We start from the raw sequence: 12,126 nt of genomic DNA, 5'->3' as shown, positions 1-12,126 counted from the left end.
CCGCCGCGTGCGGTCAGCGGGGCGCGGCGCCCCCGTCGAGAACCCCTGCCATGAGCCGGCGCGCGTAAGCCGCGTCGAGGCCGTCCGGGCGGAAGAGGATGCGGTACATCAGCGGGGCGACGACGCGGTCGATGACCGTCTCGACATCGGGTGCGTCTTCGTCCCGGTCGGCCGCGCGGCTGAGGATGATGCCGATCTGCTCGGCCGCGTAGGCCGAGCACTGGCCGGAGTTGCTGCCGTCCGGATCGCCGAGCAGCGCGTCGCGGATGTAGGCGCGACCCGCGGGGGAGGCCATCTCGTCGCGGAACTGCTCGGCCCAGACCGTCAGATCGGACGCCAGGTCACCGTGCTCCCCCGGAGCGGTGTCGGGGCGCAGACGTTCCACCGCGACGTCCGAGAGGAGTTCCTGGAGGTCGCCCCAGCGGCGGTAGATCGTCGATGGGGTGACTCCCGCACGCTGGGCGACCAGCGGCACCGTCAGGGCGTCCCTGCCCTTCTCGGACTCCAGTTCACGTACCGCGGCGTGCACCGATGCCTGGACCCGGGCGCTGCGCCCGCCGGGACGCACCATCTGTCTGCGGCTCATGGCGCCACCTTAAAGCAAACCGATTGCGTCTGGAGCGGTGCGGCCGGGCCGGCCCGTGCCCGTCTCAGAGCACCGGAGCGGGCACGCGGGCGGGCGCCGTCCGTTCGTAGGAGTGACCCACCCGCAGGAGCGCCGCCTCCCCGAAGGGCCTGCCGAGCAGTTGCATGCCGATCGGCAGGCCCGCCGCGTCGTGGCCGGCCGGTACGGAGAGCGCGGGCACACCGGTGATGTTGGCCGGGGCGGAGAGGCGTACATAGGCGTCGGACACGTTCTCCACCGTGCCGTCGGACCAGGTGATCGTCGACTGGCCGGCCGGTACCGCGGTCGCCGGGACGGACGGGGCGGCGATCACATCCACCTCGTCCAGCATGCGCTCCCACTCCTGCCGCATCAGCGTCCGAGCCCGCTGGGCACGCAAGTAGTCCCCTACGGGCATCAGTTCGCCGGCTTCGAGGAGGGCGCGGACGTCCGCCCCGTACAGTTCCGGGACCGCGCGCAGGGTCTGTTCGTGATAGGCGCTGGCCTCCGGGACCATCAGGCCCCAGTGTGTCGCCCGGACATAGCGCGTCATCGGGATCTCGACCTCGACGAGCTGAGCGCCGAGGCCCTCCAGCCGGCCGATGGCGCGGCGGACCACGGCCTCCACCTCCGGGTCGACGTGGTCGAAGTAGAAGTTGCGCGGCACCCCGACACGCAGCCCCGCGAGGTCCGTTGCGGGAGGTGGTCCGTAGTCCAGGCCGGGCAGCGCCAGACTGGCGGGGTCGCGTGGGTCGTGCCCGGCCAGGGCGCACATCACCAGGGCCGCGTCCTCGACGGTGCGGGTGAGGGGGCCGACGTGGTCCAGCGACCAGGACAGCGAGGTCACACCGTGGCGGGGCACGAGGCCGTAGGTCGGCTTGAGGCCGACGACCCCGTTGAGCGCGGCGGGTACCCGGATCGAGCCGCCGGTGTCGGTGCCCAGGGCGAAGGTCGCGGTTCCCGCCGCGACCGCGACGGCCGACCCGCCGCTGGAGCCGCCGGCGACCCGTCCCCGGTCCCGGGCGTTGTGGGTCTGCGGTGTGGTCAGCCCGTAGGCGAACTCATGGGTGTGGGTCTTGCCGACGAGGACCGCGCCCGCCGCCGTCAGGCGCGAGGCGACCGTGCTGTCGGCGGTCGCGCGATGGCCGGCCCGGACCCGGGAGCTGGCCGTGGTCGCCGTGCCGGCGACATCGATGAGGTCCTTCAGCCCCATCGGGATTCCGTGCAGCGGCCCCCGGAAACGGCCGGCCGCGGCCTCGCGCTCGGCGTCGAGCGCCGCCAGCCGCGCCCGTTCCGCCGTGACCGTGACATAGGCCCCGAGCGCCGGGTCCACCCGCTCGATGCGGTCGAGCACCGAATCCACCAGCTCGACGGGTGACACCCGGCGCTCCCGTATCGCGTCCGCGCCCGCCGCGAGGGACAGTTCAGACAGCTCCATCGTGCTGCTCCTCTCCCGCGCGGTAGGCGAAGGCGGGCGGGGTGTCACCGAAGTCCAGTTCCCGCAGGACGGAGACGACGGAGTGGATGTGATCGGCGACCGCCGCGACCCCGGCATGGCGGGCGTCCTCCAACGGCAGTCCGGCGCGGGCGGCGAGGCGGGCCGCTTCCGTCGGTGCGAGTGCGTCTGCGGACATGGGTGTTCTCTCCCTGAACAGGCTGGAAGCGGTGGGGCTGGTTCGGTGACCACACCATAAAAGCTAAAGTTTTGCTTTAGCTGACTGTAGGGTCTACGGTGCGTTAAAGCAAATATTTCGCGTTACGGGGAGGGTGTCCTCTGTCCCTCCCGTCCGGCGCTTTGCGGGCAACCCGCGGACAACGCCTCCGGCGGCCCGCCCGACGGCATCCGGCGAACGAAAGGAACCACCCGCCATGCACACTTCACCGGCCGACGAGTCCACCGTTCCCGCGCCCGCCCCCTCCTGGCCGGTGGGTGAGGTCACGGTCCACCGCATCGACGAGGTCCCCCTGCCGCCCGCGACCGGATCCTGGCTGCTGCCCGCCGCCACCGCTGACGTGGTCTCACCACAGCGTTGGCTGCGCCCCGACTTCGCGGACCACGACGGCATCCTGCACATCGACAGCCACAGCTTCGCGTTCGAGGCGGGCGGTCTGCGCATCCTCGTCGACACCGGCATCGGCAACGGCAAGACGCGTGCGAACCCGGCATGGCACCGTCTCCGGACCGGCTACCCCGAGCGCCTCACCGCCGCGGGATTTCCCCCCGACTCCGTCGACCTGGTCGTCCTCACCCACCTGCACACCGACCACGTCGGCTGGAACACCCAGGAGGTGAACGGCCGTTGGGTCCCCACCTTCCCCCACGCCCGCTATGTCACCTCTCGGACCGAGCGGCAGTTCTGGGCCGGTTACGACATGGACGAGTCACGTCGGCAGATGTTCGAGGACTCCGTCATCCCCGTGGAGGAGGCAGGACTGCTCGACCTCGTCGACGTCCCCGCCGAGATCGCCCCCGGGGTGCGCCTGCTGCCCACCCCTGGCCACACCCCCGGCCATATCGCCGTCGAGCTGACCAGTCGCGGCGAGACGGCGCTGATCACCGGCGACTGCGTCCACCACCCCGTCCAGTTCGCCCACCCCGCCATCGGCAGCTGCGTCGACATCGACCCTCAACAGTCCGAGGCCACCCGCCGCGAACTGCTGGGCTCACTCGCCGGTACCGGCACCCTCGTCCTGGGCACCCACTTCCCGCCACCCACCGCGGGCCGCGTGATCACCCACGGGGACGCCTATCGCCTCTCACCCGTCCCCCCGGCCTGACCGGTCCGCTTCTCCCCGCCGGTCATGGCTCCCGTGGTGTGCCGTGCCGTCCGTACAGCAGCGCGGCACCGCGCCCCGGAGGCCGGACGGACCCGCCCTGGAATTCGGCCAGAAATAGCGGTTGTCCAGCGGTTGTCCTGCCGTCTTCGCGCCGGAGAGATCGGGTGGTCCGCTCCACTTGTCCGGACTTGACCAGGTGAAGCCCTGGAGACGCGTGTCCTGGGATCGGGGTCGAATCCGTCGGTGGCCGGTCCCTGGACGGCCGGATGGCCGTCGGGGATGTCCGGGTCTGCGGCGGGGCCGTCGCAGACCCGGGTTGTCAGCTCCGGGCCGGCGGGTCCTGGACCGCGGCGGTCAGCAGCGGAGCGACCTGCTCGATCTGCCAGCGACGGGCACCCAGCCCGGCCAGCACGGCCGAGACCGACTCCACTGTCCGCTCCCGCGGCGGCTCCCAGCACACCCGGCGCACGGTGTCCGGGGTCATCAGATTCTCCTGTGGCATGTTCAGCTCATCGGCGAGTGCCGAAACGGCCGCGCGCGCAGCGGAGAGCCGGGCGGCGGCGGCCGGGTCCTTGTCCGCCCAGGCGCGGGGCGGCGGCGGGCCTGCCACCTGCTGGCCCGGCTGCGGGAGCGCGGTGTCGGGGAGCGCCTTCGCCCGGTCGACAGCGGCCTGCCACTGCTCCAGCTGGCGCTTGCCCATGCGGTGGCCGAAACCCGGCAGTGCGGTGAGCTCCTGGAGATTCGCCGGGAGACCGAGCGCCGCCTCGACGATGGCGCCGTCACCGAGGACCTTCCCGGGGGAGACGTCGCGCCGCTGCGCCACCGCGTCGCGGGTGTTCCACAGCTCCCGCACCACCGCCATCTGACGGCGCCTGCGCACCTTGTGCATCCCGGACGTACGGCGCCAGGGGTCCTTGCGCGGCGGGGCGGGCGGCGCCGAAGCGATGGCCTCGAACTCCTCCAGCGCCCAGCCCAGCTTCCCCTGTCCCTCCAGCTCCTCCTCCAGCGCGTCCCGGAGGTCGACCAGCAGCTCCACGTCGAGCGCGGCGTAGCGCAGCCAGGGCTCGGGGAGCGGGCGGGTCGACCAGTCGACCGCCGAGTGGCCCTTCTCCAGCGTGAAGCCCAGCACGCTCTCGACCATGGCGCCGAGGCCGACCCGCGGGAATCCGGCCAGCCGCCCGGCCAGCTCGGTGTCGAAGATCCGGCTGGGAATCATGCCTATTTCCCGCAGGCAGGGGAGGTCCTGAGTGGCGGCGTGCAGCACCCACTCGGCGTCGGCGATGGCCGCGCCGAGTGCGGAGAGGTCGGGGCAGCCCACCGGATCGACGAGGGCGCTGCCCGCGCCCTCACGGCGCAGCTGCACCAGGTACGCGCGCTGGCCGTACCGGTAGCCGGACGCGCGCTCGGCGTCGACGGCGACAGGCCCTGTCCCCGCGGCGAACGCGGCCACGACAGCGGCCAGTGCTTCATCGGTGGCAACCACCGGCGGAATGCCCTCGCGGGGCTCCAGCAAGGGGATCGGCGCCTGTTCGACGTCGGCCGGGGGAGCGCCCCCAGTGGTTCGCAGTGCTGTCTCTGCTGCGGTCTCTTGAGCGTCGGTCACCCGTCAAGGGTATCGGTGAACGCACAGCACCCGCCGACGTTGCGCTGCGTCGACGGGTGCTGAGGGGGCTGAAACCAGTCAGTGGCGTGCGGTGGTCCGCCCTGTCGGATCGATCACGTCAGTGGATGATTCCGGTACGGAGCGCCACCGCGACCATCCCGGCCCGGTCGCCCGTGCCGAGCTTGCGTGCGATGCGGGCGAGGTGGCTCTTGACGGTCAGGGCCGAGAGGCCCATGGAGACGCCGATGGCCTTGTTGGACTGACCTTCGGCGACCAGCCGCAGCACTTCGACCTCACGGCCGGAGAGCTCGCGGTAGCCACCCGGGTGGCTCGGGGTACCCGGGGGGCGGCGCTGCATCCGGGCGGCGCCGATGGGTGCGGCGCCGGGCCGGGTCGGGTGGCCGATGTTGTTGCGGGTGCCGGTGACGACATAGCCCTTGACGCCGCCCGCGAGGGCGTTGCGCACGGCGCCGATGTCGTCGGCGGCGGAGAGTGCCAGACCGTTGGGCCAGCCTGCGGCCCGGGTCTCGGACAGCAGGGTCAGCCCGGAACCGTCGGGCAGGTGGACGTCGGCCACGCAGATGTCACGTGGTTTGCCGACGCGGGGACGGGCCTCCGCGATGGACGACGCCTCGATGACGTCACGTACTCCGAGGGCCCACAGATGGCGGGTGACGGTGGAGCGGACGCGTGGGTCGGCCACGACGACCATGGCCGTCGGCTTGTTCGGGCGGTAGGCGACCAGGCTTGCGGGCTGCTCTAGGAGAACGGACACCAGGCCTCCTGGGGGGAAGGTGCGGAACGAGTGCCGGCCGGGGGAAGAGCCGGGGCGAACCGTGCTTGAAGGGTCACAGACTTCTTCGGCAGCAAACCCGCCCGCCTTTAGAGAATGATCACGATTTAGTGAGTAACAATTCGGGCAAATCGGATGCCTGACCGATCATTCGAAAGATGCCCGTGTCCCACGAAGACGCTGTTCATGCCGTTGCCGCGCCGCCCGGCGCGTCGGGCGGCGCCCCGGCCGGGGCTCGGGTAGTGCGCGGTAGCCGACGGGGCGTCAGCACACGGGGATGTCGGCACGGCGCGATCGAAGGGCGTGCGGGTCGTGGGCACGGCGCGATCGACGGGCGCGGGCTCGGCAGGCGTGCGGGTCGTGGGCATATGGCCGGTGGGCACGTAGCCGGTCGGCTCGCGCAGCGCGGGGGTGTGGCCGGGCGGGCGGTGGATGCGCGGCGGGTGCGACTCGGCAGTCGGGATGGCAGGGACCGAGGCGGTGCGGTGGGTGCGGTGGGTTCGGTGGGCGCGCGTCGGCAGAGGGGGCCACGGCGGTCCGGCGGGTGCGGTGGCAGGGGCGTGACGGTCCGGTGGGTGCGGTGGCAGGGGCGTGACGGTCCGGTGGGGGCGCGGCTCAGTGGGTGCGTGGTCCGCGGCGCTGCGGCAGCGAGACCACCCCGGCGTCCGGCGGTCCGACCGGCGGCAGCCCGGCGATCTGGCAGAGCAGATCGCACCAGGCGGCCAGGTGTGCCCCGGTGTCCGGCACCCCGCCCAGCCCCTCACGCGGGGTCCAGGAGGCCCGGATCTCGATCTGGGTCGCCGGCTTGCGCTCCGCGAGGCCGCCGAAATAGTGCGAACCGGCCCGTGTGACGGTGCCGCTGGCCTCCCCGTACGACAGTCCGCGCCCCTGCAGCGCGCCCGTCAGCCACGACCAGCAGACCTCGGGCAGCAGCGGGTCGGCGGCCATCTCGGGTTCCAGCTCGGCGCGGACCAGTGTCACCAGCCGGAAGGACCCCTGCCAGGCGTCGTGCCCGGCCGGGTCGTGCAGCAGGACGAGCCTGCCGTCGGCCAGGTCGTTGTCGTCCTCGACGACCGCGGCCTCCAGCGCGTAGGCGTACGGTGCGAGCTTGCGCGGCGGCTTGGTCGGGTCGATCTCCATCTCCGGCCGCAGGCGCGCCGACTGCAAGGCGTCGACCGCCTGCCTGAACTCGGGCGGGACGGGCGGGACGGAGTCCGTCTCCGTGCCGTTCGCACCGTCAGCGCCATCTGAAAATCGTTCCTGAGCCGCAGCCATGCGGGGAAGACTAGGCGGAACGACGCAGTTGCGTGCGGAGGGACACCCGGGCCGGGGAAACGGCTTCCCCCGCACATGCGAAACTTCTCCGCGTGAGTGTCAACGACCGCCCTCTGGGCGCCCAGAACCCGACAGCCGACTCCGCCTTCCTCAAGGCCTGCAGGCGTGAGCCGGTGCCGCACACCCCTGTCTGGTTCATGCGGCAGGCCGGCCGCTCACTCCCCGAGTACCTGAAGGTGCGCGAGGGGATCGCGATGCTCGACTCGTGCACGCGGCCCGACCTGATCACGGAGATCACTCTCCAGCCGGTCCGCCGCCACAAGGTGGACGCCGCGATCTACTTCAGCGACATCGTCGTACCGCTCAAGGCCATCGGGATCGACCTCGACATCAAGCCCGGGGTCGGCCCGGTGATCGCCCGGCCGGTCCGCACCCGCGCCGACCTCGCGCAACTGCGTGACCTTGAGCCTGCCGACGTCTGGTACGTCACCGAGGCGATGGGCATGCTCACCGCCGAGCTGGGGAACACCCCGCTCATCGGGTTCGCCGGTGCGCCCTTCACGCTCGCGAGCTACCTCGTGGAGGGCGGCCCGTCCCGCAACCACGAGCACACCAAGGCCATGATGTACGGCGAACCGGAGCTCTGGGCCGAGCTGCTCGACCGGCTCGCCGGGATCACCGCCGCCTTCCTCCGGATCCAGATCGAGGCGGGTGCGAGCGCCGTCCAGCTCTTCGACTCCTGGGTGGGCGCGCTCGCTCCGGCCGACTACCGGCGCTCGGTGATGCCCGCTTCGGCGAAGGTCTTCGACGCGGTGGCGCCGTACGGGGTGCCGCGCATCCACTTCGGTGTCGGCACCGGTGAGCTGCTCGGGCTGATGGGGGAGGCCGGCGCGGATGTCGTCGGCGTCGACTGGCGGGTGCCGATGGACGAGGCGGCCCGGCGGGTCGGCCCCGGCAAGGCGCTCCAGGGCAACCTCGACCCGGCCGTCCTCTTCTCCACCCCGGAGGCCGTCGCGGCCAAGGCCGACGAGGTGCTGGCCGCGGCGGCCGGTCTTGAGGGCCATGTCTTCAACCTCGGCCACGGCGTCCTTCCGACGACCGATCCCGACGCGCTGACCCGGCTGGTGGAGTACGTCCACACCCACACGGCCCGCTGAACGCCCAGCTCCGTTCCCGGTGTGCCGGACGGCCCCGACCGTTCGGCACACCCAGGGCCGTGAGCCCTGGCGTCCCTCCTGCTTACGCGGTTCCGCCCTGCTGCATCCCCGCCCGGCGCACCTCGGTGACCGCCTTCCGCGCGGCGACCAGCACCGGGTCCCAGACCGGTGAGAACGGCGGCGCGTACCCCAGGTCCAGCGTGACCATCTGCTCCACCGTCATCCCCGCGGTGAGTGCGACGGCCGCGATGTCCACCCGCTTCGCCGCGCCCTCCCGCCCCACGATCTGGGTGCCGAGCAGCCGCCCGGTCCGCAGCTCGGCGAGCATCTTCACCGTCATCACGGCCGCGCCCGGGTAGTAACCGGCGCTGTGGGTCGACTCGATGGTCGCCGTGACGTACCGCAGCCCGGCCGCGTCCGCGTCCTTCTCCCGCAGTCCGGTCCTGCCGATCTCCAGGTCGCAGACCTTGCTCACCGCCGTACCGACGACACCGGGAAACGTGCCGTACCCGCCGCCCACGTTCGATCCGATGATCTGGCCGTGCTTGTTCGCGTGGGTGCCGAGGGCGATGTGCCGGGTGCGGCCCGAGACCAGGTCGAGCACCTCGACGCAGTCGCCGCCCGCCCAGATGTTCCGGTGCCCGCGCACCCGCATCGACAGATCGGTCAGCAGCCCGCCGTACTCGCCCAGCGGCAGCCCCGCGGCGGCGGCGAGGCCGGTCTGGGGTTCCACGCCGATCCCCAGGACCACGATGTCCGCCGGGTATTCGGCGTCGTCGGTGGCGACCGCGCGGGCCCGTCCCCGCTCGTCCGTGCGGATGGCGGTGACCTCGGCGCCGGTCACCGTGGAGATGCCCATGCCGTCCATCGCGTCATGGACCAGCTTCCCCATGTCCGGGTCGAGCGTGGACATCGGCTGGGCGGCACGGGTCAGGACCGTCACCTCGTACCCGCGGTGCAGCAGCGCCTCCGCCATCTCGACGCCGATGTATCCGGCCCCCACGATGACCGCGCGGCTGCCGGACGCCGCCCGCAGCGACTCGATCAGGGCCTGGCCGTCGCCCAGCGTCTGCACACCGTGCACACCCGGCGCGTCGATACCGGGCAGCGGGGGACGCACCGGACGCGCTCCTGTGGCGATGACGAGCTTGTCGTACGCCGTCCAGCCGGCCGCCCCCGATTCCAGGTCGCGGGCGTGCACCCGCTGCCCCCCGACGTCGATCTCCGTCACCTCGGTCCGCATCCGCAGATCGATCGAACGGGCGCGGTGCTCAGCGGGGGTGCGGGCGACGAGATCGTCCCGCTCGCCGACCTCACCGCCGACCCAGTAGGGGATGCCGCACGCGGAGAACGAGGTGAACGGAGAGCGCTCGAAGGCGATGATCTCCAGCTCATCGGGGCCCCTGAGCCTGCGGGCCTGGGATGCGGCTGCCATCCCTGCCGCGTCCCCGCCGATGACCACTAGTCGTTCCACTGCCATTGCCTCTACCTCCGGGCCTGTCACCGCTTCGTCCACCGCTCTTCGTACCGGACTTCCTGCCCTCTCTCCGGTCGGTGAGCCGGTTCCGGACCGTCATGTCGGACCCCCGGAACCGATTTGAGAGGGTGGGGGCATGAATGCGGACACGCGTACGCCCCATGTCGTCGTCGTCGGAGGCGGGATCTCGGGTCTCGCGGCAGCCCACCGGCTGGTCGGCACCGGGGCCCGGGTCACGGTCCTGGAGGGGGCGGGCCGGGTCGGCGGGAAGCTCCACACCGGCGAGATCGAGGGCGTACGGGTCGACCTCGGCGCCGAGTCGATGCTCGCCCGGCGCCCGGAGGCGGTGGCCCTCGCGCGTGAGGCAGGACTGGGCGACGCGCTCCAGCCGCCGGCCACCAGCGGCGCCGCCCTCTGGAACAGGGGCGCGCTGACCCCGATGCCCACCGGCCATGTGATGGGCGTACCGGCCGGCCCGGACGGGCTCGGCGGTGTGCTCTCCGACGAGGGGCTGCGCCGTATCGGCCGGGACGCCGAGCTGCCGCCCGCCGACATCGGCGAGGACATCGCACTGGGCGAGTACGTGGCCGCCCGGATGGGCCGCGAGGTCGTCGACCGGCTGGTCGAGCCGCTGCTCGGCGGGGTCTACGCGGGCGACGTCTACCGCACCTCGATGCGCGCCGCCGTCCCCGCGCTCTACGAGGCCGCACGCGGCAACCCCACGCTCGGCGCCGCGGTGCGCTCGCTCCAGCAGCGCACCGCTCCCGCGTCCGGCCCGGTCTTCATGGGCATCGACGGCGGCATCGGCACGCTTCCGGTCGCCGTGGCCGACGCGGTACGCGCCGGGGGCGGCGAAGTCCTGCTGCACCGGCCCGCGCTGGAGCTGCGGCGCACCCCGGACGGCTGGCTGATCCGCACCGGCGGACAGGACGGCGGCCGCACCCTCGACGCGGACGCCGTGGTGCTCGCCGTACCCGCCTGGGCGGCCTCCGCGCTGCTGGCCGGTGAGGCGCCCGCCGCCTCCGCCGAGCTGGCCGCCGTCGAGTACGCCTCGATGTCGCTGGTCACCCTGGCCTTCCGCCGTACGGAGCTGCGGCTCCCCGAATCGACGGGCTTCCTCGTACCGCCCGTGGACGGCCACGCCATCAAGGCGTCCACCTTCTCCAGCCGTAAGTGGGCCTGGTCGGACGCCGACCCGGATCTCGTCGTGCTGCGGACCTCGCTGGGCCGCTACGGCGACGAGGAGCATCTGCACCGCGAGGACGCCGACCTGGTGGACCTCTCGTTGCACGACCTGGGCGAGGCCGTCGGACTCACGGCGAAACCGGTCGCCACCGAGGTGACCCGGTGGATCGGCGGGCTGCCCCAGTACCCGGTCGGCCATCTCGCCCGGGTGGCCCGGGTGCGGGCGGCGGTCGGCGCCCTGCCGGGGCTGCGGATCTGCGGCGCCGCCTACGACGGGGTGGGCATCCCGGCCTGTGTGGCGAGCGCCGGGCGGGCTGCGAAGGAGATCACAGCAACCCTGGCGTCGGGCACCACCGGCGGCGCGGGAGAATAGCGGCATGACTGATGCACCGGAGACCGTGACGTCCCCCAAGGCCCCGAACGCGGGCAAGAAGGCGAAGGACCTCAACGAGGTCGTGCGCTACACGCTGTGGTCCGTCTTCAAGCTGCGCGACGTGCTCCCCGGCGACACCGACCGCACCGCGGTGGCCGGTGAGGTCCAGGAACTGTTCGACCAGCTCGCCGCCAAGGACATCACCGTCCGCGGCACGTACGACGTCTCCGGGCTGCGCGCCGACGCGGACCTGATGATCTGGTGGCACGCTGAGACCGCGGACGAGCTCCAGACCGCGTACAACCTCTTCCGCCGCACCCGCCTCGGCCGCGCGGTCGAGCCGGTCTGGTCGAACATGGCGCTGCACCGCCCCGCCGAGTTCAACAAGTCGCACATCCCGGCGTTCCTCGCCGACGAGACCCCCCGCGACTACATCTCGGTGTACCCCTTCGTACGGTCCTACGACTGGTACCTGCTGGCCGACGAGGACCGCCGCCGGATGCTCGCCGAGCACGGCAGGATGGCCCGCGGCTACCCGGACGTACGGGCCAACACCGTGGCCTCCTTCTCGCTCGGCGACTACGAGTGGCTGCTCGCCTTCGAGGCCGACGAGCTGTACCGCATCGTGGACCTGATGCGTCATCTGCGGGGCTCCGAGACTCGGATGCACGTACGCGAAGAGGTCCCCTTCTTCACCGGCCGGCGCAAGTCGGTCGCCGACCTGGTGGCCGGGCTCGCCTGAGGCAAGCCCGGTCGTCCATGACCCGGAAGATCAGAGAACGGGCCGCGGGGGCGGCCGCCGCCGGTTGGGCACCGACAACCGCGCGCGGAGCCGGGGGGGGGGGGGGGGGGTGGCGCGCGCCCGCGGCCGCGCCCCCGCC

Annotated in this window: 11 protein-coding genes; 4 read left to right on the top strand and 7 right to left on the bottom strand. The window is 72.5% G+C overall.

Annotated features, from left to right (window positions below; all coding sequences use genetic code 11):
- Positions 1-13: 13 nt before the first annotated feature.
- The 3 genes from ACFXBC_RS15835 to ACFXBC_RS15825 all read right to left on the bottom strand — a co-directional run bounded on the left by ACFXBC_RS15835 (position 14) and on the right by ACFXBC_RS15825 (position 2,238).
- A complete protein-coding gene (locus ACFXBC_RS15835) occupies positions 14-586 on the bottom strand; it encodes a TetR/AcrR family transcriptional regulator (protein WP_385023856.1) in 573 nt (190 codons plus the stop codon).
- A gap of 64 nt (positions 587-650) precedes the next feature.
- Positions 651-2,042, bottom strand: coding sequence for an amidase (locus ACFXBC_RS15830; RefSeq protein WP_385023854.1), 1,392 nt, complete (start codon positions 2,040-2,042; stop codon positions 651-653).
- Complete coding sequence (locus tag ACFXBC_RS15825; RefSeq protein ID WP_385023852.1) at positions 2,029-2,238, bottom strand: hypothetical protein; 210 nt, start codon at positions 2,236-2,238, stop codon at positions 2,029-2,031. Before ACFXBC_RS15825 ends, ACFXBC_RS15830 begins: the two co-directional genes overlap by 14 nt.
- A gap of 235 nt (positions 2,239-2,473) precedes the next feature.
- On the opposite strand from ACFXBC_RS15825, the gene ACFXBC_RS15820 reads away from it, so the two are divergent.
- Positions 2,474-3,382 (top strand): MBL fold metallo-hydrolase, encoded by a 909-nt coding sequence (locus ACFXBC_RS15820; protein WP_385023850.1) that lies wholly within the window; start codon positions 2,474-2,476, stop codon positions 3,380-3,382.
- A 319-nt stretch (positions 3,383-3,701) separates the two neighbouring features.
- On the opposite strand, the gene ACFXBC_RS15815 is transcribed toward ACFXBC_RS15820, so the two are convergent.
- From ACFXBC_RS15815 to ACFXBC_RS15805, 3 genes are all read right to left on the bottom strand, one after another.
- Complete coding sequence (locus ACFXBC_RS15815; RefSeq protein ID WP_385023848.1) at positions 3,702-4,985, bottom strand: HRDC domain-containing protein; 1,284 nt, start codon at positions 4,983-4,985, stop codon at positions 3,702-3,704.
- A gap of 118 nt (positions 4,986-5,103) precedes the next feature.
- Positions 5,104-5,760: a response regulator transcription factor gene (locus ACFXBC_RS15810; RefSeq protein ID WP_164259399.1), complete on the bottom strand. Its 657-nt coding sequence runs from the start codon at positions 5,758-5,760 to the stop codon at positions 5,104-5,106.
- Positions 5,761-6,393: 633 nt separating this feature from the next.
- Positions 6,394-7,053 carry a DUF3000 domain-containing protein gene (locus tag ACFXBC_RS15805; protein ID WP_385023846.1) on the bottom strand — a complete coding sequence of 220 codons (660 nt, stop codon included), beginning with the start codon at positions 7,051-7,053 and terminating at the stop codon, positions 6,394-6,396.
- A gap of 92 nt (positions 7,054-7,145) precedes the next feature.
- Here ACFXBC_RS15805 and hemE point away from each other — a divergent pair, with 92 nt between their 5' ends.
- On the top strand, positions 7,146-8,210 hold the full coding sequence (gene hemE / locus ACFXBC_RS15800; RefSeq protein WP_385023844.1) for a uroporphyrinogen decarboxylase: 1,065 nt from the start codon (positions 7,146-7,148) through the stop codon (positions 8,208-8,210).
- A gap of 82 nt (positions 8,211-8,292) precedes the next feature.
- Here hemE and ACFXBC_RS15795 read toward each other — a convergent pair whose 3' ends face one another.
- A complete protein-coding gene (locus ACFXBC_RS15795) occupies positions 8,293-9,690 on the bottom strand; it encodes an FAD-dependent oxidoreductase (protein ID WP_385023842.1) in 1,398 nt (465 codons plus the stop codon).
- A gap of 133 nt (positions 9,691-9,823) precedes the next feature.
- Here ACFXBC_RS15795 and hemG point away from each other — a divergent pair, with 133 nt between their 5' ends.
- The gene (gene hemG / locus ACFXBC_RS15790) at positions 9,824-11,245 is read left to right on the top strand and encodes a protoporphyrinogen oxidase (protein WP_385023840.1); all 1,422 of its coding nucleotides are present in this window, start codon (positions 9,824-9,826) and stop codon (positions 11,243-11,245) included.
- Between the two features lie 4 nt (positions 11,246-11,249).
- Complete coding sequence (gene hemQ / locus ACFXBC_RS15785) at positions 11,250-11,987, top strand: hydrogen peroxide-dependent heme synthase (protein ID WP_385023838.1); 738 nt, start codon at positions 11,250-11,252, stop codon at positions 11,985-11,987.
- Positions 11,988-12,126: the final 139 nt, after the last annotated feature.

Source organism: Streptomyces sp. NPDC059398, from assembly GCF_042751845.1.
Taxonomy (GTDB): domain Bacteria; phylum Actinomycetota; class Actinomycetes; order Streptomycetales; family Streptomycetaceae; genus Streptomyces.
Note: the sequence above shows the minus strand (reverse complement) of the source record. Positions and strands in the feature narration are given on the sequence as shown.